18 protein-coding genes are annotated in these 24,436 nt (G+C 71.8%); 3 read left to right on the forward strand and 15 right to left on the reverse strand.

The features are described from left to right. Positions 1 to 60 precede the first annotated feature (60 nt). The 12 genes from AB0M43_RS13030 to AB0M43_RS13085 form a co-directional block, all read right to left on the reverse strand. Positions 61 to 1,278, reverse strand: coding sequence for an Ig-like domain repeat protein (locus AB0M43_RS13030; protein ID WP_363724063.1), 1,218 nt, complete (start codon positions 1,276 to 1,278; stop codon positions 61 to 63). Between the two features lie 132 nt (positions 1,279 to 1,410). Continuing rightward, positions 1,411 to 2,214: a phosphate ABC transporter ATP-binding protein gene (locus AB0M43_RS13035; RefSeq protein ID WP_363724065.1), complete on the reverse strand. Its 804-nt coding sequence runs from the start codon at positions 2,212 to 2,214 to the stop codon at positions 1,411 to 1,413. A 9-nt stretch (positions 2,215 to 2,223) separates the two neighbouring features. Next, positions 2,224 to 3,069: a class E sortase gene (locus AB0M43_RS13040; RefSeq protein ID WP_363724067.1), complete on the reverse strand. Its 846-nt coding sequence runs from the start codon at positions 3,067 to 3,069 to the stop codon at positions 2,224 to 2,226. Further along, complete coding sequence (locus AB0M43_RS13045; protein WP_363724069.1) at positions 3,066 to 3,692, reverse strand: hypothetical protein; 627 nt, start codon at positions 3,690 to 3,692, stop codon at positions 3,066 to 3,068. Before AB0M43_RS13045 ends, AB0M43_RS13040 begins: the two co-directional genes overlap by 4 nt. Positions 3,693 to 3,760: 68 nt before the next feature. Beyond that, a complete protein-coding gene (locus tag AB0M43_RS13050) occupies positions 3,761 to 4,846 on the reverse strand; it encodes a hypothetical protein (RefSeq protein WP_363724070.1) in 1,086 nt (361 codons plus the stop codon). A gap of 91 nt (positions 4,847 to 4,937) precedes the next feature. Beyond that, a complete protein-coding gene (locus AB0M43_RS13055) occupies positions 4,938 to 7,376 on the reverse strand; it encodes a hypothetical protein (protein ID WP_363724072.1) in 2,439 nt (812 codons plus the stop codon). Then, a complete protein-coding gene (locus AB0M43_RS13060) occupies positions 7,373 to 8,944 on the reverse strand; it encodes a phosphate ABC transporter substrate-binding protein PstS (RefSeq protein WP_363724074.1) in 1,572 nt (523 codons plus the stop codon). Before AB0M43_RS13060 ends, AB0M43_RS13055 begins: the two co-directional genes overlap by 4 nt. 10 nt (positions 8,945 to 8,954) lie before the next feature. After that, positions 8,955 to 10,133, reverse strand: coding sequence for a phosphate ABC transporter permease PstA (gene pstA / locus AB0M43_RS13065; RefSeq protein ID WP_363724076.1), 1,179 nt, complete (start codon positions 10,131 to 10,133; stop codon positions 8,955 to 8,957). Then, a complete protein-coding gene (gene pstC, locus AB0M43_RS13070) occupies positions 10,123 to 11,136 on the reverse strand; it encodes a phosphate ABC transporter permease subunit PstC (RefSeq protein ID WP_363724078.1) in 1,014 nt (337 codons plus the stop codon). The genes pstA and pstC overlap by 11 nt, the downstream gene beginning before the upstream one ends. Next, positions 11,133 to 11,552, reverse strand: a complete 420-nt coding sequence (locus tag AB0M43_RS13075; protein ID WP_363724080.1) for a hypothetical protein — start codon at positions 11,550 to 11,552, stop codon at positions 11,133 to 11,135. The genes pstC and AB0M43_RS13075 overlap by 4 nt, the downstream gene beginning before the upstream one ends. Positions 11,553 to 11,821: 269 nt before the next feature. After that, positions 11,822 to 15,154 carry an error-prone DNA polymerase gene (locus AB0M43_RS13080; RefSeq protein WP_363724082.1) on the reverse strand — a complete coding sequence of 1,111 codons (3,333 nt, stop codon included), beginning with the start codon at positions 15,152 to 15,154 and terminating at the stop codon, positions 11,822 to 11,824. Next, positions 15,147 to 16,697, reverse strand: a complete 1,551-nt coding sequence (locus AB0M43_RS13085) for a DNA polymerase Y family protein (protein ID WP_363724084.1) — start codon at positions 16,695 to 16,697, stop codon at positions 15,147 to 15,149. The genes AB0M43_RS13080 and AB0M43_RS13085 overlap by 8 nt, the downstream gene beginning before the upstream one ends. 142 nt (positions 16,698 to 16,839) lie before the next feature. On the opposite strand from AB0M43_RS13085, the gene AB0M43_RS13090 reads away from it, so the two are divergent. The 3 genes from AB0M43_RS13090 to AB0M43_RS13100 all read left to right on the forward strand — a co-directional run bounded on the left by AB0M43_RS13090 (position 16,840) and on the right by AB0M43_RS13100 (position 20,056). Further along, complete coding sequence (locus AB0M43_RS13090; protein WP_363724085.1) at positions 16,840 to 17,958, forward strand: tyrosine-type recombinase/integrase; 1,119 nt, start codon at positions 16,840 to 16,842, stop codon at positions 17,956 to 17,958. After that, positions 17,955 to 18,299 (forward strand): helix-turn-helix transcriptional regulator, encoded by a 345-nt coding sequence (locus tag AB0M43_RS13095; protein WP_363724087.1) that lies wholly within the window; start codon positions 17,955 to 17,957, stop codon positions 18,297 to 18,299. Before AB0M43_RS13090 ends, AB0M43_RS13095 begins: the two co-directional genes overlap by 4 nt. Positions 18,300 to 18,910: 611 nt before the next feature. Beyond that, entirely contained in the window at positions 18,911 to 20,056 is a 1,146-nt protein-coding gene (locus tag AB0M43_RS13100; protein WP_363724089.1) for a hypothetical protein, read from the forward strand. A 15-nt stretch (positions 20,057 to 20,071) separates the two neighbouring features. On the opposite strand, the gene AB0M43_RS13105 is transcribed toward AB0M43_RS13100, so the two are convergent. From AB0M43_RS13105 to AB0M43_RS13115, 3 genes are all read right to left on the reverse strand, one after another. Further along, positions 20,072 to 20,896 (reverse strand): hypothetical protein, encoded by an 825-nt coding sequence (locus AB0M43_RS13105; RefSeq protein WP_363724091.1) that lies wholly within the window; start codon positions 20,894 to 20,896, stop codon positions 20,072 to 20,074. Between the two features lie 400 nt (positions 20,897 to 21,296). Then, a complete protein-coding gene (locus AB0M43_RS13110; protein WP_363724093.1) occupies positions 21,297 to 22,988 on the reverse strand; it encodes a SulP family inorganic anion transporter in 1,692 nt (563 codons plus the stop codon). 271 nt (positions 22,989 to 23,259) lie between these two features. After that, positions 23,260 to 24,417: an alkaline phosphatase PhoX gene (locus AB0M43_RS13115; RefSeq protein WP_363724095.1), complete on the reverse strand. Its 1,158-nt coding sequence runs from the start codon at positions 24,415 to 24,417 to the stop codon at positions 23,260 to 23,262. Between the last annotated feature and the right edge of the window lie 19 nt (positions 24,418 to 24,436).

Here is a 24,436-nt window from a genome sequence, read left to right on the forward strand (position 1 = left end):
CTCCGGAGAACGAGAGAATGGCAGAGGGGCCCCCGAAAGGACCCCTCCGCCCCCATATCCCTAGGCCAGGGTCAGGGTGAGGGTCGCGCTGTAGCTGCCCGGAGCGGTGGTGTCCGGGATGTTGAGGCTCAGGTTCGCGCCGCACTTGAAGGTGCCGGCGCTGCTGGCCGCGACGGCCTTGCAGAGGGTCTTGGCGGTGCCGAGACCGTTCGGGGAGACGGAACCGGCGACGACCGCGCCCGAACCGCTCACCTTGCTGGCGGAGGGGGTCCAGCCGAGGTTGTCGGCACCGAAGGTGCCGGCAGCGCCGGTGAAGTCCTCCACCTGACCGACCAGGTTCCAGCCGGCGTTGGTGCCCCGCAGGTCGACGACCGTCGCCTGGTTCAGCGCGCCGGTGGCGGTGCCACCGACGGTGCCGCCGGCCAGGGTGACGGCGTTGCCGGCCAGCTCCAGGGAGAAGGCGCCCGGCGCGATGTCGGCCGTGATGGTCTGCGGCTTGTTGATGCTGCCGCTCGGGGCGGTGACCTGGTACGTCTGCGCCGAGGAGACCGACGGCTTGAAGGCCGCGGCGTTCGCCGGGACGAACGCGGCGGTCAGGGAGTGGGTGCCGATCGGCAGCGTGTTGGTGGTGAGGGTCGCGACACCGTTGGAGACGGTGCCGGTGCCGACCACGTTCGCGCCCCGACGGAACTCGACGGAACCGGCGGCGGCGGCCGGGGTGACCGTGGCCGTGAAGGTCACGTTCGAGCCCTGGGCGACCGGGCCGGCCGGCGCGATGCCGAACGCGGTGGTGGTGTCCTGGGCCGGAGCCGTGGACTTGACCGCCCAGTTCGCACCGGTGACGGTGATGTCCGTGACGAACAGGTCCGGGTGGTCACCCTGGGTCTCGCTGGTGCACACCAGGACGACCTGGTAGTCACCCGAGGTCGGCGCGACGCCACCGTTGGAGGTGGTGAAGGACCGGTTGGCGCCGATCGTGAACGGGGCCGTGTCGTACCCGCCCGCGGAGCCGACCTTGTTCAGGTTGTTGTACGGACCGCCGACCTTGCCGACCTTGATGGTCGCGTTGGTGCCGTAACCCGTCGGGCAGGCGGTCGACGTGGTAGCCCCCGCGAACATGGGGTTGGTGGCCACGTCGCCGCTCGTCTGCGACAGCGTCAGCGTGCCCAGCGGGGCCGCCTGAGCCGGCGCGGCCAGCGCGAGCGCCGCGGCGCTCGCGAGGACCGTGGCAGCCGCGAGGGCCGCCCCCCGCGCGAACAGGGACTGAGTACCCTTCATCAATCATCTCCTCAGAACGGAACAGATCCGAAACGATCTGTGCCTACGGTCAGGTTCATCACCGGTGGTGGCGGCGCATGCAGGCCAACGTCTACGCCGGACATGCGCCAGGGAAACTCGCGGTGACACCGCCTAGCCAAAACGCCCATGTACGTAGTCATGGGTGCGCGGGTCGACGGGGCTGTCGAACATCGCGGCCGTCGTCCCGTGCTCGACGATCAGCCCGGGGGTGCCCGCCTCGGCGAGGAAGAAGGCGCACTGGTCGGACACCCGGGCGGCCTGCTGCATGTTGTGCGTGACGATGACGATGGTGACCTCGGAGCCGAGTTCGGTGATGGTCTCCTCGATCCGGCGGGTGGACGTCGGGTCCAGCGCGGAGCAGGGCTCGTCCATCAGGAGCACCCGGGGGCGCACGGCGAGCGCGCGGGCGATGCAGAGCCGCTGCTGCTGGCCGCCGGACAGTCCGCCGCCGGGCTGGCGCAACCGGTCGCGGACCTCCTTCCACAGCCCGGCCTTCGTCAGGCACTCCTCGACGAGCCGGTCCTTCTCGGACCGAGACACCTTGGCCGCGATCAGTTTCAGGCCGGCCACCACGTTGTCGTAGATGGACATCGCGGGGAACGGGTTGGGCCGCTGGAACACCATGCCGATCTGCCGGCGCGCGTCGGTGATCCGGCGGGACTGGTCGTAGAGGTCCTCGTCGTCGAGGAGCACCTCCCCGGCCAGGGACGCGTCGGGGACGAGTTCGTGCATCCGGTTGAGGATCCGCAGGAAGGTGGACTTCCCGCAGCCCGACGGCCCGATCAGGGCGGTCACCTGGCCGGCCGGCATCGTCAACGACACCCGGTCGAGCACCTGGTGGTCGCCGAACCAGGCGGACACGGCGCGCGCCTCCAGCGTGGCGAGCGTGGTGACTGCGTCCATCACAGCGGTCATCGACAGTCCTTAGAGGAGGTTGGGGAGGAGGCGGACCACCTGGTCCGCGACGGTCAGGCCGAGCGCGCCGAGGACGGGGACGCCGACGAGCCACGCCTGGCGCCGGCCCCAGCGGATCCGGGCCCAGGACAGGGCGAACGCCGCGATCGTGAGGGCCTGCCCCCACAGCAGCAGCGGGGTCCACGCGCCGGGGTCGACGGCCAGGGCCCGCTCGGCGGCGGGCAGCGCGGCGGCGGTCAGCGGGCGGGCCCCGATCGGCTGCGCCTCGGAGACCAGGTCCGCGTCGACCTGGATCAGGTTGTTCGGCAGGAACGGTTGCCCGTCCGCCGTGACCAGCACGAGGCGGCCCGTGGTGGCCGGGGGCGGCTCCAGGTCGCCGGTGCGGCGGACGCCCAGCACCCGGTAGGTGTGCCGGCCCTGGCCCGTGGTCACGACGATCTCGGCCCCGCTGGTCAGCATGTCCAGGTCGCGGAACGGCGCGCCGTAGCTGGACCGCCGGCCCATCAGGACGCTCGTGCCGGCCTGGCCGGGGTACACGGTGTCCCGCCGGTGGCCGGGGCCGTCCTCCAGGACCCCGGAGGCGGTGCCCTCGAAGACGACCTGGCGCAGGTCGAGCGACGGCACCTCCAGGACGGCGATGGCCGTGCCGGGCTGGTACAGGCGGCCGTGCTGGTCGAGCTGGCCCACCGGGGCGGTCGCGGTGGCCAGGGCGCCCCGGAGGTCGGCGTACGCGGTCTGCTGGGTCCGCTCGTACCGGACGTGCGACAACCCGGCCACCTGCGCGGCGAAGCCGAGGGACATGACGCCGAGCAGGCTCAGCGCCGCCCCGGGCAGGGCGACGGCGGCCCGGTTCATGCCGCGCGCCGGCGGCGGACCATCCACACGGCCCCGGCGCCGGCCCCGAGCAGGACGAGACCGATGGGGAGGAGTGTGCCGAGCGAGACGCCCGTGGTGGGCAGCGGGCCGCCCGTGCGGGTCGGGGTCGCGGCGGCGGTGGGCGTCGGACCGGTGACCTCGGCGTTCACCTGCTGGGACGGTCCGCCGGGGGCCCCGAGGGCGGCGCCGCCGTTGACCTTCCAGGTGCCGCCGGTGACGGTGATCCCGGCGACGAACAGGTCCGGGTGGTCGCCCTGGGACTCGCTGGTGCACAGCACGACGACCTGGTACTCGCCGTCGCCGCCGGCCTGGGCGGCGCGCAGGGACCGGTTCGCGTCGAGGGTGAACGGCGCCCGGTCGTACCCGCCCGCGGAGCCGACCTTGTTCAGGTTGTTGTACGGCCCGCCCGCCTTCCCCACCTTGACGGCGGCGTTGGTGCCGTACCCGGCCGGGCAGGCCGCGGAGGTGCGCACGCCGGCGAACACCGCGTCGACGGAACCGGTGGCCGGGGTGATGGCCAGAGTGCCGAGAGGCGCGGCCTGGGCAGGACCGGCCGGAGCCAGTACCGCCAGAGCCGCGCCGAGGGTGATCAGGGCTTTCATGCGCGCACGCCTTTCGTCGACAGTGGTGGCGCGACCACGCGGGCCGCGCCACCACCGGTTGCCGTCAACTAGCTGTTGGCCTTGAGCCGGGTGTCGCCGCAGCCCTGGTGGAGCAGGTCCGCGAACGTGGAGCGGTAGCCGAAGCCGAAGAGCTCGATGCTCGACTTCGCCTGGCAGACCTTGGAGTTCGCGCCGACGAACGTCGCCGCGATGGTCGGGTCGCCGAGCTTGGCGGTCGGGACGACGTTGTACACGTCGCGGACCAGCTCGGGACGGAAGCCGACGTTGAGCACGCCGCCCGTGACCGGGGCGATGTTGTTGACCCGGCCGAGGATGGCCTGGCCGCGCCGGTCGGCGACGGTGACGCCGGTCTGGGCCGCGATCGCCGAGGCGTTGCCCTGCGCGATGTACTGGCCCACCGAGAACGGCAGCAGGTAGTCGTTGTGGCCGTTGACGACCGTGCCGTCGTGCTCCTGGATCGTGTTGTTCAGGGTGTTCAGGCACGGGTAGTCACCGGCGGCGATGTCGGCCTCGGTGACGCCCATCTTCGACAGCCAGAACGAGCGGGTGCCCGAACCCGACTGCATGAGCAGCGGGGTGACCGGGGTACCGCCGACGTTGGTGGTCAGGCAGCGGTAGATGCGCTGGAGCTGCACGTAGGTGAGGCTGGACGGCAGGTCGCTGTCCGCGTTGATCGCGTAGGTGACCGCGTCGACGCCGAAGGAGATGTAGCTGTACGCGCCGGTCTCGGTCGGGGTCGCGCCGCCGTAGCTCGACGAGCGGGCGAAGTCGACGCAGCCCGCGACGTTGACGCCCTGGTAGACGCCGCCGCTCTCGCCGTTGGAGGCGCGCAGCGCGGTCCGGCCGGCACCCGAGCCGTCGGGACGCTTGAACTCGCAGCCCGTCGCCTTGGTCTTGATGGTGGTGTTCAGCGGGCGCGCGTCGTAGGAGGCGACGACCTTGTTGTTGGAGCCGTCCTTGACCACCTCGCCCAGGCCGTTGAGCACGTCCTGGGTGGTGTCGGAGCCGACGCCGGCCAGCTGGCGGTAGTCGCCCACCGGGTTCGGCTCGGCGGCGGCCGGGCTGGCCACGACGGCGAGGGCCAGAGCGGCCGCACCGAGGCTGACGCCCAGCACCCTTCCAATGATCTTCACAGGTACTCCTCGTTCACAGGGGCAAGAGCCGGGATCATCGTTTCCCCGACTTGTGGTCGGGCCGCTTCGCCAACATGTAGGCCGAATGAATTCACTGGCCTCTCCGTCGACGGTTTTCCCAGCGCAACAGGGTCGGACCGGACAACGCGCCGAACAGACCGACCCCGAGCACCGCGAACCAGACGAACCGCAGGACGCCCACGGGCACGCCCTTGGTGACCGACGCGGCGGGTACCGGGGTCTTCGCGCCCAGCGAGGGGGCGGGCACCACGGCCGCGGGCGGGGTGGCGCCGCGGTTCGGGGTGCCGCCGCCCGCGGTGGACCCGCCCGACGTCCCCGGCGGGGTCTCCGCCGGCGCGGTGGGTTCGCCCGCGTTCACCCACTTCTCCAACTTGTCGGCCATCTCCAGGGCCTGCTTGCGCAGCGGCTCGGGCAGCGGCACGTAGCCGGCCGGGAGCTGGCCCCGGGTCCGCCCGGCGACCTGGCCGGGGCCGGCGGCGTAGCGGACCAGGGCCGCGTAGTCCTTGCGCGCCGCGGCGTCCTCGGTGGTGTCGGCGGCGGCGTAGGTCAACATCGTCAGCGGGTACGCGCCGGCGGCCTTGCGCTGCGGGTCCACGGCCAGCACGCCCGCCACCGGGCTGGGCACCATCGCCCCGTAGCCGGCGAGCATCGCCTCCGACGTCGGGGGCACGAACTCGCCGTTGCGGTTGCGCAGGCTCGCCGGGTACAGGCCGAACCGGGAGGCCGACGCGGAGTCCGTGATCGACATCGCGAACCGGACGCCCGGCGACTGCGGCGGGTTGGCCTTGAACGCGGGCGGGATCTTGTTCGGGTCCCACTCGCCGTTCTTGGCCTTGGCGTCGGCGCGCAGGGTCTGGGTGGCCGTCTGGTGCATGCTGCCCAGGTAGGGCCGGTAGTCCTGCATGCAGAACCCGGGGACCGGCACGTCCGGGGTGGCCCGGTAGCAGGACGGGTCCGGGTTGGGGTAGTTCTCCGGGGCGCCGCCCTTGAGCTCGTTGGCGAAGTACTTGTTGACGACCATCTTCGTGGCGTCCGGCTGCCCGTCGAGCCACGCCTTGGCCTCCGGGTCGGCGAGGATCCACCGCCACACCTCGCGGGCCGCCGCCGCGTCGCCGAGGGCCACCATCAGCCCGTCGGGGGCGGCCTTGCGCACGAACGGCGCGAACTTCGGGTTCAGCTCCAGGAACTCGGGGTCCTGGCGCAGGTTCACCTGGTTGTCCTTGACGTGCGTGATCGGAACCTCCGGGGTACCGCCCTGGCTGCCCCCGGGCACGTCCCGCTTGTACGAGTGGGTCAGCAGCTTCGCCACCAACCGGGGCGTCAGCTTCAGTTCGCGCAGCGCGGTGCCCTGTTCGGGGGTGGCGATGTCGAGCTGGGTGTCGATGTTGAACGCGATGACCACACTGGACAGTGCGACGGGCGCGTGCAGGATCGGCGGGGCGTCCTCCGCCGGCAGCACCGGGTCGGCCGTGAACGCGAGCCCCGGCGCGCCCGGCCCGGTCAGCTGCACCTGGCGGCGGGCGTCGGAGTCGCCGGTCTGGGAGTACCCGTAGACCGCGCCGCCGCCCTGGCACAGCGCCGGCTGCCAGGACGTGATCGCGTCGCTGACCATCTCGGTGCCGACGGTGCGCCGTTCGGACCGGCCGATCGGGCACAGGCCCGACACGGGGGCGAAGTCGAGGCGGATCACGATCGCGTCGGCGAAGAAGGTGGCCGACAGCGGACTGCCGTCCACCTTGGCGCCGGAGCCGTCCTGGTACGTACCGTCCGCGTCGTGTTCCCCGCGCGGGACGACGACGAGCCAGCACGGTTCCACGGGCCCGCCGGTCGTGCGCGGTTTGCCGCAGCCGAGGTGCGGGGCCTGCACGGCCGTCTGGGTCTCGAAGATGACCCGGCCGGTGCCGTCGCCGGAGGTGAGCGCGTAGGGCACCTCGTTGGAGCTGTACAGGTCGAAGTAGGGCGCGACCAGGTCGGTGGAGTCGACCGGGATGCTCGTGCCGGGCCGGTTCGGGAACGGGTTCGCGGCCCCGCCGTCGGGGGTGACCTCGCCGGTGAGCTGGGACCGGAACGGCACGGCCTTGGCGTCGGTGCGTTCCCGCGGGTCGATCCCGGTCACCAGGTCGCGGTGCGCCGTGGCCGCGCCGGGCTGGTTGCCGGCGGCGGTCTTGCCCGCGCCGAACTGGCAGGTCTGCCGGAAGTCGGCGGCCGTCGGATCGGGCCCCCAGCACTGCATCAGCTGGAGGTAGTTGGCGCCGAACCCGTCCGGGGACGTCGGTTTGCCGCCCTTCCAGGTGACCGACAGGCCCTGGTTGGTCAGGCCCCGGGTCTGCGCGACCGTGACCTCCAGGGCCGTGTAGTCGTCGTGCGCGCCCTTGCGGCCGTGCGCGACGACGGCCGAGTCGGTGAGCTGGTCGAAGTCCCAGGTCGGCGGGGACTGCGCCTCGGCCGGCGGCCCGGTGAACACGAGGCCGAGGACGACGGCCATGGCGATCCACCTGCGGCGGCTCACGACTTGCCGTCCTGGATCCGGCGGGCCAGCAGCGGCGGGCCGACGATGACCATGAGCAGGAGCACCCCGGCGAGCACCATCATGGTGTGCCGCAGCCGCCAGCCGCCGTCGGCCTCCAGGGACACCGGGATCGCGTTGACGTCCCCGGCGGAGCCGGCCACGTTCGTGTCGCCGCCCCCGCCCGCGCCGCCCGTCCCGTCGGCGGCGCCCGGTGCGCCGGAGCCGCCCGGCGCGCCGGGTGCCGCCGAGCCGGTGCCGCCCGCCGTGCCGCCGCCCCGGGTGACCGGCGTCGGGGCCTTCGCGCCGCCGGTGCCGGTCGCGCACTGGACCGTGCCGACGTGGTCGCACTCGGGCGGGTTCGGGGCGTTCTTGGCCAGGGTGTTCGTGCCGTCCGGCGAGAAGGTCGGGTTGTTGCACTTGGACAGCACGATGTCGTTGCGCGCCGCGCCCGGCACCTGCGTCACCTGTTCCAGCCCGGCCTTGACCAGGTTGATCGGCAACGGCGAGTAGCCCAGGGAGTCGGCCTGTTGCTGGCCCTCGCAGAGGAAGTAGTAGCTGAACGCGGCGATCGTGTAGCCCTTGTTCTCCGTGATGCCGTACTCCAGCCTCGTCGGCAGGATCATGTAGGAGTACGAGGACAACGGGTACGTGCGCTTGTCGTCGTTGCTGTACACCTGGTCGAGCTGCTGGGTCAGGTAGTTCGGCCCCGGGGTCCTGTCGATGCCGGCGAAGGTGAGCGCGACGGCCACGGCCTTGGCGGTGGGCTCGACGTAGTAGCCGCCCTTGTTGAGCACCTTGGCGACCGGGAAGTTGTTGTTGACCGCGTAGGAGTACTCGACGTAGGTGATCGCGCCCTCCGACGAGCTCTGCTTCACGAAGCTGGCCACGCCGGTCGAGTTGGCCTTACCGACGCCGAAGTTGGCCGGGGCCGGGTAGGACGAGGTGAGCCCGCACGGGGTGTTGCGGCCGGAGCGGCGGCAGTAGTCGTTCCACAGCGCCGGGTACTCCTTGCTCATCCACAGCGTGAACTGGGCCGTGGTGCCGGAGCCGTCGGACCGGTACACCGGCACGATCTTGCGGGCGGGCAGGGCGAGTTGCGGGTTGTCCACCTTGATGGCCTTGTCGTCCCAGGAGGTGATCACCCCGGTGAAGATCTTGACCACGTTCTCGCCCGACAACCGCAGGTTCGTCACCCGGTTGTTGCCGATCTTCAGGTTGTACATGAACGACGTGCCCCCGGCGACGATCGGCATGTACGCGAACCCGCGCGGCGGCGGCGGGTCGGCGCTGCCGGTCCCCGCGTCGTTGAGCCCGTACGGGATCTCCGACACGCCGAAGTCGGCCTTGCCGAGCCGGAACTGGTTGCGGCCCTCGGTGGAGCCGGGGTCCTCGTAGTTGATCGTCATGCCGTACTGGTCGACGTTGCGGCGCCACTGGTGGATCGCGTTGGCGCTCCACGAGGAGCCGACACCGGTGACCGGCACGAACACGGGGGCGGCGTTGGCCGGGGTGGCCCCGGTCAGCGCGGCCGAGGCGAGCAGCAGGACGACGAGCAGGCGCCTGAACATAACCTTTTCCTCACGGTCCAGAGGGTGCGCGGGAGCCCGGCACCACGGCGATCGTCTGGTGGCGACCGTTGAAGCGGATGACGTCGCGCGCCGAGGCCCGGGCCCGGCGGCGTTGCTGGCCCCGGGTCAGCCGGCCGGCGGGGCGCCCGCCGACGATCCGGGCCACGATGAAGAGCACGACGACCAGGAACATCAGCACCGCGGCGGTACCGAACCCGCGCGCGATCATGTCGGGCATCGGCGACTTGACGGCGGAGAAGGTCTGCAACGGCAGGGACACCTGCGGCCCGTCGAACGGGTTGGCGTTGACGGCGAAGGCCATCCCGGCGGTGAGCAGCACCGGGGAGGTCTCCCCCACGCCGCGCGCCGTGCCGAGGATGACGGAGGTGGTCAGGCCCGACCGGGCGGTCGGCAGCACCACGTGCCACACGGTGCGCCACTGCGACGCGCCGAGGGCCAGGGACGCCTCGCGCAGGGTGCCCGGCACGAGCCGGAGCACCACGTCGGCGGCCCGGATGATGATCGGCAGCATCATGACGCTCAGCGCCACCGAGGCGGCGAACCCGGACTTGTGCAGGCCGAGGCCGATGATGAGCATCGCGTACACGAAGAGGCCGGCGACGATCGAGGGCAGTGCCGTCATCGCCTCGGTCAGGGTGCGGACCAGTTTCGCGAACCGGCCCCGGGTCTCGCCGAGGAACACCGCGCAGCCCAGGCCGAGCGGCACGGTCAGCAGCAGGGCGATGCCGATCTGTTCGAGGGTGCCGATCGCGGCGTGCGAGATCCCGCCGACGGTCAGCGGGTCCAGCGGCCCGGCCTTGGCCATGTCGGTGGTGAAGAAGTTGACGTGCAGGTACGCCCGGTGGCCCTCCCACAGGATGAAGGCGACCACGAGGAACAGGGCGAGGAACAGCAGGTACCCGAGGCTGCGCACGACCACGGCGGCGAGCCGGTCCCGGACGGCGGGGCCGTTCTCCTCCAGGGAGACCAGCAGGCCGTAGAACCCGAGGAAGGCCAGGTAGGCGATGACGACGAAGCCGAGTGCCCCGTCGAAGGGGGTGAACTGGGTGTAGAGCAGGGTGGTGAGGCCGAGCGCGGCGGCCCCGGCCCCCAGGAGGGCGTACAGGTCGGTGCGCCGCGCCCCGCCCAGGACCCGGCGCTGCTGTGGGGTCGTCGGCTCAGGCGTCACTGCTGGCTCCGGAACGGCTGCGGGTGATGATCGAGGAGGCGACGAAGTTGATGACCAGCGTCATCAGGAACAGGGTGAGTCCGGCGGCCATCAGGGCGGAGGTGCCCAGCGGGCTCGCCTCGCCGTAGCGCAGGGCGATCAGGGAGGACACGGAGTTGGCCCCGCTGCGCAGGATGTGCGGCTGGATGGCGAACACCGGGGAGATGATGAGGAACACGGCGATCGTCTCACCCAGGGCGCGGCCGAGGCCGAGCATCGTGCCGCCGATGATGCCGCCCCGGCCGTACGGCAGGACGACCGTGCGGATCATGCCCCACCGGGTGGCGCCGAGGGCGTAGGCGCCCTCCCGCTCGCCGACCGGGGCCTGGTTGAACACCTCGCGCATGATCGAGCACATCACCGGCGCGATCATCAGGGCCACGACGATCCCGGCGACGAACGTGGACGAGGTGTACACGGTCGCCGTCGACAGCGGGTCCGTCGGGTCGGCCCCGGGCACGTCGAACAGCGGGATCCAGCCGAAGTAGGTGGAGATCCACCGGGCCAGCCCGATGATCTGCGGCTGAAGCATGAAGAAGCCCCACAGGCCGTAGGCGACGCTGGGTACGGCGGCCATCAGGTCCACGAGGGTGATCAGGGTCCGCCGGATCCAGGGCGCCGAGTACTCGGAGATGTACAGGGCCGTGCCCACGGCCAGCGGCAGCGCCACCACGATCGCCACCGCGGCGATGAGCACCGTGCCGACCAGCACGGCCGCGATCCCGAACCGGCCCGCGTCGGGCTCCCAGGTCTCGGTGGTCAGGAACCGCCAGCCGGCGCTGCGCAGCGCCTCGCTCGCCCGGTAGGACAGGAAGATCCCGACCAGGGCCATGATGACCAGTACCGTGGCCCCGGTGCCCCGCAGCAGTCCCCGGAACACCCGGTCGGACGCCGCCGGGCGCTCGCTGATCTTCCGGGGGGCGTCGGGTCCGGCGTCCACCGCCGGCAGCTCGACCGTGGTCACCGCGTCAACTTCCTCGCCTCGTCGTCGGCCCGCCACCGGCCGCCCCGGACGCTGCGCGCGCCCTCGACGACCCGGGCGACGGGGGTGGCCGTGAGAAAACACTCCAGGTTGTAGCCGCACTCCCGGATCCGCAGGTACGAACGGGTCGAACCCGCCACCGGGGAGCCGTCGAGGTCGATCCGCCAGGCCCAGTGGCCGTGGGTGTCGGCGACGGCGGCGTGCGAGCGGATCCGGTCGTACCCGACCCGCAGTTCGGACACGGCGGCGCTGCACGCGGCGTACGTGTCGTACAACCGCCAACTGCGGCCCAGCGGCCGGTTGTTCGGGGAGATCAGCATCCACGCGACCCCGTCGGGTGTGGGCGCTTCCCCCCGGTCGCCGGGCATCGCCAGGAACACGAAGCGCGACAAGCTCACCCCACACACCCCCCTTGATTTATCGGTACGGGTACAGGCTGTGCACGGGCGGTGGCCGTCGCTGCCGTTCGGGGCGCACGCCAGACATGCGGCGGGTGAACTCGACGTCGCAAGCGCGCAAAGTTTCCGATGCGGGCTTTGCGGATGTCCCCTATCCGAGGCCACATCCCGGCCGAACGGCACCCAGAAAATCCTTCGTACTGGTGTACGATTTAAGGGTGGTAGCAGCGGGGGAAATCCAGGACGGCGTATGGCTCAGGACAGTTGGATCATCGAAAATCCCGGGACCGGGGCGCGGTCGGAACATTCAGAACGGTGAGTTGATCGGCGGCCAGGCCGAGTGACCCCTCGACGTTCTGCAACCGGCCCCGGACGAGCAGGGCCGGCGCGGTGCGCGCGATCCGGGCGTAGCGCCGCAGCAGTCCCGGCGTGCAGATCACGTTCGCCTGGCCGGTCTCGTCCTCCAGGTTGACGAACACGATCCCCCCGGCGGTCTCCGGGGCCTGCCGGTGGGTGACGATCCCGCCGACCAGGACCCGCTGCCCGTCGGGAATCCGGCCCAGCGCGCCGACCGGCACCGCGCCCCGGGCCCGCAACCACTCCCGGAGGAACTGCACCGGGTGGCTGTCCGGCGAGCTGCCGGTGGCCCACAGGTCCGCGGCGGCCAGCTCGGCCTCGCTCATCCCGGGCAGGGTCGGCGCGTGCGTGCCCAGCACCGTGCCCGGCAGCCGGTCGGGGGTGTCGCGGGCCGCCGCGCCGGCCGTCCACAGTGCACGGCGCCGGTCCAGTCCGAGGCCCGCGAACGCCCCGGCCGTCGCCAGGTTGCCGAGCTGCTGTTCGCTGAGCCCCGCCCGCCGGGCCAGATCCGCCATCCCCGCGTACGGCTGCCCGGCCGCGATCCGCGCCGCCACCTCGGCCCCGACCCCCCGGACCTGGTCCAGCCCGAGGCGCACCGCCGGCCCGCCGGCCCCCCAGGTCCGGGGCGGGGCGGCCGCCGGCGCGCGGGTGCCCGCGCCCTCCAGCCCCGTGACCGCCGCGCTGGCGTTGACGTCCACGCCGAGGATCGGCACCCCGTGCCGGCGGGCGTCGCCGATCAGGCTGTTCGTCGAGTAGAAGCCCATCGGCTGGGACCGGATCAGGGCCGCCGTGAACGCGGCCGGGTAATAGCGCTTGAGGTGCGCGGACGCGTACACGATGAAGGCGAAGCTCAGGGAGTGCGACTCGGGGAAGCCGTAGCCGGCGAACGCCTCCAGCCGCCGGTACAGGTCGTCGGCCATGTCCCCGGTGATGCCGTTCTCGGCCAGGCCCGCGTAGAGCCGGGCGCGGAGTTCGCGCATCCGGGCGTGCGAGCGCTTGGAGCCCATGGCCTGGCGGAGCTGGTCGGCCTCGGAGGCGGTGAAGTTCGCGCAGTCCACGGCGAGCTGCATCATCTGCTCCTGGAAGAGGGGCACGCCCAGGGTGCGCTTCAGCGCCTTCTCCATCAGCCTGTGCGGGTAGGTGACCGCCTCCTGTCCGTTGGCCCGGCGGATGTAGGGGTGCACGGCCCCGCCCTGGATCGGGCCCGGCCGGACCAGGGCGATCTGCACCACCAGGTCGTAGAACACCTTCGGCTTCAGCCGGGGGGCGAGCTGGATCTGCGCGCGGCTCTCCACCTGGAACAGGCCGATCGAGTCACCCGCCCGGATCATCGCGTAGATCTCCCGGTCGTCCGGCGGGAGCGCCGCCAGGTCCACGGTCGCGCCGCCGTGGTGGTCGCGGACCAGGTCCACGGCGTGGTGCAGGGCGGTGAGCATGCCGAGCCCCAGCAGGTCGAACTTCACCAACCCGGTCGCCGCGCAGTCGTCCTTGTCCCACTGGAGCACCGTGCGGTTCTCCATCCGGGCCCATTCGACGGGTACGACCTCGATGACCGGCCGGTCGCAGATCACCATCCCGCCGGAGTGGATGCCCAGGTGCCGGGGCGCGCCGAGCAGCTGTTCGGCGTGCGTGGCCACCTCGGCGGGCAGGTCCTCGGGCAGCGGCCCGCCCCGGTGGCCCTGGCCGGCCGTCCACGCGTCGGCCTGGCCGGGCGAGTAGCCCAGCGCGCGGGCCGCGTCCCGGATCGCCGAGCGCCGGCGGTAGGTGATGACGTTGGCGACCTGCGCGGTGTGCGTCCGGCCGTGCTTGTCGAAGAGGTACTGGATGACCTCCTCGCGCCGGCCGTTCTCGATGTCGAGGTCGATGTCGGGCGGCCCGACCCGCACGTCGCTGAGGAACCGCTCGAACAGCAGCCCGTACCCGATCGGGTCGGCCTTGGTGATGCCCAGGGTGTAGCAGACCACCGAGTTGGCCGCCGAGCCCCGGCCCTGCACCAGGATGTTCTTCCGCTCGCAGAACCGCACGATGTCCCAGACGATGAGGAAGTAGCCCGGATAACCCAGCTCCTCGATGATGCCGAGTTCGTAGTCGAGCTGGTCGCGGGCCGCCTCGTCGTCCGGACGGTAGCGGCGGGCCAGGCCTTCCAGCGCCAGCTCGCGGAGGTGGGAGTTCTCCGTCTCCCCCGCCGGCACCGGGAACGGCGGCAGGTCCGGGGCGACCAGTTTCAGGTCGAAGGCCAGCCCGGCCGCGATCGGCGCGGTCCGGGTCACCGCGTCCGGCCAGGCCGCGAACCGGGCCCGCATCTCCGCCGCCGACCGCAGGTGCGCGGTGGGCGCGGGCGGCAGCCAGCCGTCCATCTCGTCCAGCGAACGCCGGGCCCGCACCGCCGCGACCAGCTGGGCCAGCCGGTGCCCCGACGGCCGGGCGTAGTGCACGGCGTTCGTGGCCACCAGCCCCAGCCCCAGCTCCCGGGCCAGGCCGGCGAGGACGTCGTTGCGGTCGAAGTCGTCCAGGTACCCGTGGTCGGTCAGCTCCACCTCGACACCGTCGTGGCCGAAGAGCCGGACGAGCGTCTCCAGTTCCGCGCGCGCCGCCTCCGCCCCGCCCGCCTCCAGCGCCCGGCGGACCGCGCCCTTGCGGCAGCCGGTGAGCACCAGGACCTGGCCGCGCACGTCGGCGGCCAGCTCCTCCAGGTCGTAGACGGGCCGGCCCTTCTCCCCGCCCCGGAGCTGGGCCGTGCCGATCGCCGCCGACAGCCGGGCGTAGCCCTCGGTGCCCCGGGCCAGCAGGAGCAGGTGGCTGCCGCCCGGGTCGGGCACCCCGGCCACGGTCGCGGGCAGGTCCAGGGAGAGTTCCGCGCCGAACACCGCCGGCAGCCCCGCCGCCCGGGCGGCCTCGTTGAAGCGGACGACGCCGTACATGCCGTCGTGGTCGGTGAGGGCCAGGGCGGACAGGCCCAGGCGGAGGGCCTCGGCGACCAGGTCCTCCGGGGAGGAGGCGCCGTCGAGGAAGGAGAAGTGGGAGTGCGCGTGCAGCTCGGCGTAGTCGCCGGGTCCGGTGGGGGGCGGCGCGGGGGCGGTCGGGGCCGGGCGGAGGGGCCGGGCCGGGCCGGGGGGCGGTGTCCCGGGGCCGGTGCTCAACGGGGCGGCCATCAGGTCGCGCAGCTCGCCCCAGGTGTGCGGGGCCCGACCGCCCCAGCGCTGGTCGGTCAGCCGCTCGCCCGATGTGTCCGACTCATCAGTCATAGTCGGCCTCCAGGCGCCAGGTGCCCGCCGAGCAGGACACCAGCACCGCCCGGTCGGCGGCGAGCAGCAGCTGCAACCGGGCCTGCCGGCGCGCGGCCGCCGCGTCCCACCACCGGTCGTCGGCCGGCAGCGGCCCGGCCCAGGCGAGCACCCCGGCCGCCGCCCCGCCCTCGAACACGATCCGGGCCGGGGGCCCGCTCAGCTCGGCCCGGCCGGTGACGGTCACCGGCCGGCCCGCGTCGTCGAACAGCCCGACGGCCGGCGGCGAGGGGTACACGGTGGAGGGATAGGGGGCCGGCAGCGCCCCGGGCCAGGGCCGGTCCGTGGGCCGTACCGGGCCGCGCTCGTCGCCCCACGGGACCAGCCGGACCCGCTCGCCCGGGTCGCGTCCGCCGTCGAGGACGGGGGCCATCACCGCCTCGGGGCCGAGCATGCCCTGGAGCCGGGCGGCGGCCCGGTCCGCGCGCTCCCGGTCGTCGCCCGCCCCGCCCCACAGCCCCGGTTGCAGGGCCCCGGCGGTGACGATCCCCTCGGGGACCAGGCGCAGCCGCGCGATGCCGGAGGGCTCCCCGCCGCGCCGGGCGGTGTGGGTCAGCCAGCCGTCGAGCTGCCAGCGCAGCCGGTCGGACACGTCGGCGGCCCGGAGCAGGGCGTCGTGCCGCCACACCCGGCGCAGGTCGGCCCCGGAGGTGGTGGTGGCCTCGATGACGAGGCGGGTGCAGGCCAGGCCGTACCCGGTGAGGAGGTCCTGGAGTTCTTCCGCCAGCGCCCGGGCGGCGAACGCGGCGGCGTCGACCCGCTCCAACGGCTCGTCGAAGACCTGCCCGACCTCCAGACCCAGCGGAGGGGTACGCGGCGCGAGCAGCCGTTCGTCGCGCCCCGACGCCAGCGCGTGCGCCAGGGCCCCGTCCGCGCCGAACCGCGCGCCCACGTCCCCGGCCGGCAGGTCCGCGAACGCCCCCAGCGTCGTGATGCCCAGCCGGCGGAGCAGCCCGACCAGCTCGGGCCGGCCGAGCAGCCCGACGTCGAGGCCGGTGAGGAACCGGGCGCTGTCGCCGGGCGGCACGATCGCGCCGGTCAGGGCCGCCAGGGCCGCCGCGTGCACCCCGTCGGCGATCCCGACCTGGGCCTCCACGTCGCAGGCGAGCGCGAGCTTGTCGACGATGGTCTCGCCGGCCCGCTCCTCGCCCCCGTACCAGCCGGCGGGCCCCCGGGCGGCCAGCGCGCACGACCCGGGCCGCAGCACCTCCACCCCGGCGGCGAGTTCCTCCAGCGCGGCGACCACCGGCTCGAACGCGATCGCGTCGCGGGCCGGGTCCTGCTCGAAGAGCACCATGTCCGGGCACAGCGCCTGGGCGTCGCGTTTGCGCTGCCCGGGGCGCACGCCGGCCGCCCGGGCCGCCGGGGTGCAGTGCACGACCCGGTTCAGGCGGAGGACCGCGACCGGGGTGTGCACGTCGGTGTCCGTGGCGCGGCAGGCGGCGGTGACCGGCCAGTCGGGGCACCACACCACCATGGCCCGCACCGAAGAGGAATTATTCATCTGATGCAACATGGCTTGGTTCCTGCAGGGTGATGACGTGGTGAGTTGCCATGGGGGTCGACAGTGGTCTGACCTGGGTGTTTGACCGCAGCGAACGTGTGATGCAACGATGTTGTATCCACTGCATCACTGGTGAGGGCTCATGCGGAGGCTGGACGTTCCTGGCGCGTCGCACCTGGTGCTCGTCGATGGCGTGATCCATCTCGACGAAGCGGCTGCGGTGTTCGAGGCGATGCTGGAGGGCTGGGCGCGTCAGCAGCGCAGCCGTCTGCTGGCGGTGACGACTGTGGACAGTCGACTGGCTTTGATTCGAAGATTCCGTGCGTTCACCGACGAGGATCCGTGGACGTGGGGCCCTGGTGACGTGGAACAGTTCACGTCGTGGCTGGTCGGTGGCGGCACACCTCTGGCGGTCTCGACTATCCGCGGCTATCAGATGACGCTGCGGCTTTTCTGCGACTATTTGAGCGATCCAGCCTATGGATGGCAAGAGGACTGCGTTCGAAGATTCGGATCCGCACCGATTCAGATCTGCCACGAATGGAACACCGTCGCGCATCTGGCTGACTACGAGGGAAAACCCGAACGTCGACCATTGACATGTGATGAGCTTGAGACGCTGTTCGATTTTGCTGACTCCCGGGTCGAGGCGATAGTCAGCTCCAGACGCAAAGGGGCGTTGGCTGCATTGCGTGACGCCCAGATGTTGAAGACGGCTTACGCTTTCGGACTGCGCCGCCAGGAGTTGTGTCGCCTTGATCTGGTCGACCTTCGACCCAATCCGCATGCGAAAGCGTGGGGACGTTACGGTTCGCTGCATGTGCGTTACGGGAAGGCTTCCCGTGGTGGCCCGCCACGGCGCCGAACCGTATTGACGGTTCCGGAGTTCGACTGGGTTGTCGACGGCATGCGGCAGTGGGTCACCGAGGCGAGGGCGCTGTTCAACGCCGGAGACCACCCTGCATTGTGGGTGACCGAACGGGCGAACCGGGTCTCCGTCCGGTACTTCGACAAACGTTTCGCCCAACTCCGCGATGAGGCCGGACTGCCCAAAGAGCTCGTCCCTCACTGTCTTCGCCACAGCTATGTCACCCACCTTGTCGAGTTCGGATACCCGGAACGATTCGTCCAAGAGCAGGTCGGACATCGGTACGCGTCGACCACCGCGATATACACATCTGTGAGCAATGACTTCAAGAATCGAGTACTGGCCCAGGCCCTTGCCAGGGTGTACTCGGCTGAGAAAGGCGAACAGTCATGACGAGGAAGATGGCCTATCGTTGGCACCTGCGACAGCTCATGGCGACCCGTGGCATGTTCCAGACCAGTGACCTCGTTCCCCTGCTGGCCGAACGCGGGGTGCGCCTGTCGCGCGAACAGGTCTATCGCTTGGTGACTCAGACACCCCAGCGGATGAACATGGATGTGTTCACCGCTTTGTGTGACATCCTCGCCTGCGGCCCCTCGGATCTCATCGAGGTCGTCGCCGAGCCCACGCAGATCCCTAAGAAAGCCGTGGCCGGTGAGGCCACCAACGCGGGGATCGGGCAGCTGCGACCCGTTCGGGCCCGGATCCGTCGGCCAGACCAAGGCACGGACTGACCATGCCCAGGCCGATCGGCCGATGCTCGGCCTGCGGCAAAGACGGCAAACGCATGACGTCGAACACCTCTGGCATCTGCGGGAACTGCCGCGCTCATCAAACGGCCGAGATCTGCGTCCGATGCGGCCGCCTCCGCCCAGTGAACAAACGCACCGAAGCGGGCCCACTCTGCCTGCGCTGCTACCGCCACGACCCTGCATACCAAACACACTGCTCGCGCTGCGGTCGATTGAGCTATATCGACGCACGCACGAGCGAGGGGCCGGTTTGCGGCAGCTGCACTCCTCGTTCTTTAATACTCTGCAGCCGATGCGGACGACAGGGACATCGTCGCGGCAAACTGGCTGGCAAACACATCTGCCGGCAGTGCGACTACGAGATCCGCCACCACCCTGAGACATGCCCTTCATGCCACCAGTCCAGAATCCTGGCCTCCACGAATCAAGCCGGACAGCGAATATGCTCAACTTGCGCTGGCGGGCCATCACCGCTGGCCTGCCGACAATGCGGCCGCGAGGACTACCCCTACGGCATCAGATGCGCCCTTTGCGTTCTGGTCGAACGCGCCACCGCTTTGCTTTCCGGTCCTGACGGGCACATCAATCCCCGCATGAAGCCGGCCCTGGACGCGATGCTGGCCCAACGCCGGCCCAAAACGGCGATCAATTGGATCGGCCGCAGTAAAGCGAAATCCGTCCTCCGTGGCATGGCACTTGGAGAAATACCGATCACCCACGAAGCCCTCGACGCGCTGCCCCGAACCCCCACGCTCGACCACCTGCGCGACTTCCTGATCACCTCCGGTGTTCTGCCCGCCCAACACGTTCGTCTGGAACGCCTCGTCCCATGGCTCAACGGGCTCCTCACCGACCTGCCCTCCGAACACGCGCGAATCGTGAGACCGTTCGCCACCTGGACGGTCTTGAGACGGGCCCGAGCCAAAGCGGATCGCGCTCCCTTCACTCAGAATCAAGCAGCCAGAGCACGATCCACCATCCGCACCGCCGTCAGGCTTCTTCAATGGCTCAGTACCCAAGGAACAACCCTGGCGAAACTGCGCCAACCTCTCCTGGACCACTGGATCCTCGACTGCGCCCAGAACGAAAGGCACTACACCAAAGCGTTTCTCAGATGGGCCCACCAACACCGGCTGGCGGCCGAACTGAGCATCACGCGCCATCCGGAACCGCAACCCACGACGACAATGCACAACGACGACCGATGGACGCTGGTCACTAAACTGCTCCACGATGACCACATCGCACTCGAGCTGCGCATATGCGGCCTGTTCGTCTTGCTCTTCGGCCAACACCTCTCGCGAGTCGCCAAAATGACGACCGATCAAGTCACCGACACCCAAACCCAACTGCAAGTCCGGTTCACCACCGAACCGATCACCATGCCAAACCCACTGGACACCCTGATCCGCCACCTCATGCATCACCGCGGCCATTCCAGCTACCCGGACCCAGCCCAAAAATGGCTCTTCCCCGGCGGATTCCCCGGACGCCCCCTCACCCCCGCCACGCTGGGCCAACGCCTGCACCAGATCGGCATCCACGACACCCGCCAGGCCCGCAACGCCGCCATGATGCACCTCGCCAGCGAAATCCCAGCCCCCGTCCTCGCCGACCTGCTCGGTCTCGACCCCGGACGCGCAGTGGCCTGGGCCAGACTCGCCGGCCGCGACTGGGCCAGCTACGCCGCCAACCGAACACCCACCCCGCTCAAGACGAATACAACCCAGGAGCAATAAGCTCACTGCACCCATTTAGCCCACCGCCCTGAGCCCGTGGCCACCCGGCTCCCGGGCCCGGCCCGCGCCGTCCGGCTCCGGCCCCGCCCCGAACTGGGCCAGTTCCGGCCCCACGGCCACGGCCGGCGGACCTCCCGCGCGCAGGTCCCGCGCCGTGCCCGGGCCGGTCCAGGGCACCGGGCGGACAGCGGTCGGGCGCGCGCCGGTACCCGTCGGATCGGTCTTCTGGCCCAGGCGCAGGGTCGCCCGCACCGGCCGCCCGGGGCCGCGCGCCGTGACGGTCAGCTCCCGGTACCGCAGCCGCCCCCGACCGGGCCGCAGCCCGTGCCACGCGGACCTCTCCGGCTCCAGGACCAGGTCGGCGCCTGGCCACGGGATCGCCCCGTAGCCGATCAGCACCCCGCCGCGCTGCCGGGCCCGGGCCGCCAGCCGGCCGGCCAGCCGCGCCGGCACCGCCCCGCCCGGGGCCGCCACCACCACGTCGAACCCGTCGAGCAGCGCGGAGACGGCCTCGGGCCAGCTCGCGCCCGGCCGGGGCACGAGGGCGAGCCGGTCGAGGACCACCCCGGCGTCGGCGGCGGCGAGGGCGCTGAGGCCCGGGAGTCCGATCACCGCGCACCAGGCGCCGGCCGCCGACGCCCCGGCGAGGAGTTCGATCAGGAGACCGGTCGAGCCGGCGACCGACACGGTGCTCCCCCGCCGCAGGCCGCCGGGCAACAGGGCCGCGCACCGGGCCGTCACCGGGAGGGTCCGCGCGCCGGACCCGCCGTCCGCGTCGGGGGCCGTGGTCGCGGTCCGCACCGCGCCGGCCAGGGCCGGTGAACGCAACAATTCGGTCACCACCGCACGTCGGGGGTCGGCGCCGGGACCGTCCCCCCGGGGCACTGCGACGGCTCCGCCCACCCTGCACACCCCCAACAACAAACACCCAGCTCACCGGGGGTACGAAGTTCTCCACTCCCCTCGACTATCGCACACTAGTACGAAACTTGTGGGCTCAGGTGAGGTAAAAGATCACAGGGGTTCGACCGCCAAGAGAGCGCCCACGGGACACTCCCGACCAGGGTTGCCCACGGGGGTGCCGGGCCGACATTCCGGCCCCGGCACGCGCGCCGGACGAGGGGCCCGCGACCGGACAGCATCAATGTCCGCCGATGTCCTCGCGGTCGGGCGCACCCGTGGCGGGGCCGGTGCCGCCCGCGCGTCCCGGCGCGGGGTCAGGCCGCCGGGGGCGTCCGGGTCAGGCCGCGTCGAGGTCCAGCATTCCCGTCCGGTGCAGATATCCCCGGGCCGCCGCCACCGCCTCCGGGGTCGTGTCGAACACCCGCCCCGCCACCCGCAGCCGGGCGAGCACCCCGGTCGACTCCAGCGCCCTGGAGTGCGCGGCGTCGATGCCGGACACGTACACGGCGATGCCGACGCGTTCGAGGCGTTCGACGGCGTCGCGGAGGACCCGGGCGCCGGTGCCGTCCACCGTCGTGACCCGCGACAGTTGGAGGATCAGGACCCGGACGTCGGGGACCTCGGACAGTTCCGTCAGGCAGCGGTGCGCGGCGGCGAAGAACAGCGGGCCGTCGAGCCGGTACGTGGCGATGTGTTCGGCGAGCAGTTCGCGGTCCGGGTCGGACAGGTCGAGGGGCACCTGTTCGACCCGGACGGCGCGGGCGATGGCGCTGATCGCGAGCAGGCAGGCGACGACGAGGCCGATCCCGACGGCGGAGACGAGGTCGAGCGCGAGGGTGGCCACGGCGGTCAGGGCCATGATCAGGGCGTCGGCCCTCGTGGACCGGGCCAGGACGGCCAGCGAGCCGAGTTCGACCATCCGGATCGCGGTGGCCAGCAGGACTCCGGCCAGGGCGGCGAGCGGGATGTGCGCGACGAGCGGGGCGGCGGCCAGCATGATCAGGGCGAGCGCGGCGGCGTGGGTGACGGCGGCCAGCCGGGATCGGGCCCCGAACCGGACGTTGAGCGCGGTCCGGGCGATGACCCCGCTGTTGGGCAGGCCGCCGAACAGCGGGGTGACGAGGTTGGCGACGCCCTGGCCGAAGAGTTCGCGGTCCGGGTCGTGCCGGGAGCCGACCGTCATGCCGTCGGCCACGGTCGCCGACAACAGGCTCTCCAGCGCGGCGAGGGCGGCGACGGCCCCGGCGGCGGTCAGCAGCGCCGGTACCGCCGAGGGGTCGAAGAAGGCCAGCGACGGCGCGGGCAGCGTCGACGGCAGCGCCCCGATCCGGGCCACGTCGGTCCCGGCGACCTGGACGTAGAGGGTGGCCGCTCCGACCGCGAGCAGCGAGAACGGCACCCCGGGCCGCCACCGGCCCCCGACGAGCATCACGACCACGACGAACGCCGCGATCCCCAGGGTCGGCCAGTGTGGCCGGTCGAGGAAGGCCCGCAGCGCGTGCCAGGCGCCCACGGCCACGGTCTCCTGGTGCGAGGCGCGGACCCCGAGCGCGGCGGGTACCTGCTGCAGGAAGATCACGGCGGCGATCCCGACCGTGAAGCCCTCGACGACGGGGGCGGGCACGTAGCGCGCGAACCGGCCGGCGCGGGCCAGGGCCAGCCCGATCAGGGCGAGCCCGGCGAGTACCCCGACGGTGAGCACCCCGCCGGGGCCGAACTGGTGCACGATCGGGACGAGGACCACGGTCATCGCGCCGGTCGGCCCGGAGACCTGCAGGTGCGAGCCGCCGAACAGGGCGGCGAGGATCCCGGCGACGATCGCGGTGGCCAGGCCGGCGGCCGCGCCGAGTCCGGAGGACACCCCGAAGCCCAGCGCGAGGGGCAGGGCGACGACGGCGACGGTCAGGCCGGCGAGCACGTCCCGGCGTGGTTGGCGGCGCATCGCGGCGAGATCGGCGCGGGCCGGCAGCAGCGCGCGCACCCGCGCCCAGCCGGCCGCGCCGAAGACAGCCCCCCGCGTTCCCGCCACCGACTCTCCCCCGTCACTCGGCGTAGTCGATGCCCCAATATGCCCCGGGAGCATCTTACCTAGAGTAACGGTGAGCCTACCCTGAGTGGAGGCATTCACGACGCGCCGGGGTCTTTCCCGCGACACGCCGACGGTTGGTCCCGGGAACCCGCGCGGGTCCCCGGGACCAACCATCCTGGCGGAGAGCCGTCCGGCGGGTCAGGTCACCGGAAGCGGCGGGTCAGGTCACCCGGACCTGCGAGTCGGAGCACCGCAGATCCGTGGCGTCCGATCAGGTCCGGAACGGCCCGGTGATCTCATACGTGATGCCCCCGGAGCTGGAGCCGCTCGTGCCGCGCTGCGAGGAGAAGTACATCCGGTTGCCCGCCGGGGTGAACGCCGGACCGGTGAGCTCCGACGAGCTCTGCCCGTTGACCCGCAGGAACACCGACACCTTGTCGTCCGGCGTGATCACGCAGATCTCCAGGTTCCCGCCGTCCTCTGCCACGTAGAGATCCCCGAACGTCGAGCCGGTGACGTTGTCCACCCCGGTCAGCGGCGCGGGGCCGGGGTTGACCAGACCGTCGTCGTAGGCCAGCTCGTAGGTGCCGGACAGCAGGTTGAGCTGCCACACCCGGTTGTCGCCCTTGGTGGTGAACCAGACCTGGTCGTTGGCGTAGTGGCAGCCCTCGCCGCCGTTGAACTTCTTCGCGCCCGGGACCTGGCTGCGGGTGGCGGTCGGCGAGCCGTCCGGGTCGGGGATGTTCGCCCAGGTGAAGGTGCCGGACGTCGCGGTGCCGGCGACCAGGACCTGGAGCGTGCCCGAGGCCAGGTTGCCCCAGCTGTTGGGCAGGAACCGGTACAGGCAGCCGTTGGTCTCGTCCTCGGTCAGGTAGATGGCCTGCCGGACCGGGTCGGCCGCCGCCGCCTCGTGCTTGAACTTGCCGAGCGCCGGCCGCTGGACCGCCGCGCCGCCCCACGGGTCGGTCTCGTACACGAAGCCGAGGCTGACCTCCTCACACGACAGCCACTTGTTCCACGGCATCTTGCCGCCGGCACAGTTCTGCCGGGTGCCGGACAGCACCGAGTAGGCGCCGGTGATCGTCGCGCTGGAGTTGAACCTGATCGCCGACGCGCCGCCGCCCGGGTTGATCTCCGAGTTGGACACGTAGATCCATCCCGTGCCGTCGGCGAAGACCGCGCCGCCGTCGGGGGCGTTGTGCCAGGTGTAGGACGTGCCGGACACCGTCTGGCCCGAGCGGGCCACGACCCGGCTGGTGAAGCCGGCGGGCAGCTGGATGCCGTTGGCGTCGGCGGCCCCGAGCGCGCCGTAGGGGCCGGGGGCGTTCTGCGCGGGGGCGGCGTGCGCGGCGGAGCTCCACAGGGCTCCGGAGAAGGCGACAGCGCCGCCGCCGACGACGGCGGTGCGGAGGAGAGTGCGACGTTCCACGATGGACCTCCCGGTATGG

This window comes from Longispora sp. NPDC051575 (genome assembly GCF_040681875.1).
In the GTDB taxonomy this organism is placed as follows: domain Bacteria; phylum Actinomycetota; class Actinomycetes; order Mycobacteriales; family Micromonosporaceae; genus Longispora.